This window comes from Achromobacter sp. GbtcB20 (genome assembly GCF_019091095.1).
GTDB classification, from domain to species: domain Bacteria; phylum Pseudomonadota; class Gammaproteobacteria; order Burkholderiales; family Burkholderiaceae_B; genus Achromobacter; species Achromobacter mucicolens.
Genome location: NZ_JAGXJZ010000434.1, coordinates 1 through 301, shown reverse-complemented (window position 1 = coordinate 301; position 301 = coordinate 1). Strand labels below are relative to the sequence as shown.

Below are 301 nucleotides of genomic sequence, written 5' to 3'. Positions count from 1 at the left end.
GCCGCATCGCTCGGCATGGGAGAACGCACGCTGCACCGCCTGTTCTCGCAGGAGACCGGCATGACCTTCGCGCGCTGGCGCGAACAGGCCAGGCTGCTGTCGGCGCTCGAGCAGCTGGCCCAGGGCAGGAAAGGCATCGACGTCGCCTTCGATTGCGGCTACGCGAGCCAGAGCGCCTTCGCCGCGATGTTCCGGCGCCACTTCGGGGTACCGCCGTCGAGCTTTTACCGGTAGGCCGGTGCGATGTTAATCGTCGAAGCCGCGCCTGGCGCGGCGGCGCGCCAGGCACACGCCGAGCATG

At 69.4% G+C, this 301-nt stretch carries 1 protein-coding gene; it reads left to right on the top strand.

The window, feature by feature from the left end:
- On the top strand, window positions 1–234 hold a 234-nt coding region (locus KVT32_RS29655; RefSeq protein WP_217619379.1), incomplete at its 5' end, for a helix-turn-helix transcriptional regulator.
- Window positions 235–301 lie beyond the last annotated feature (67 nt).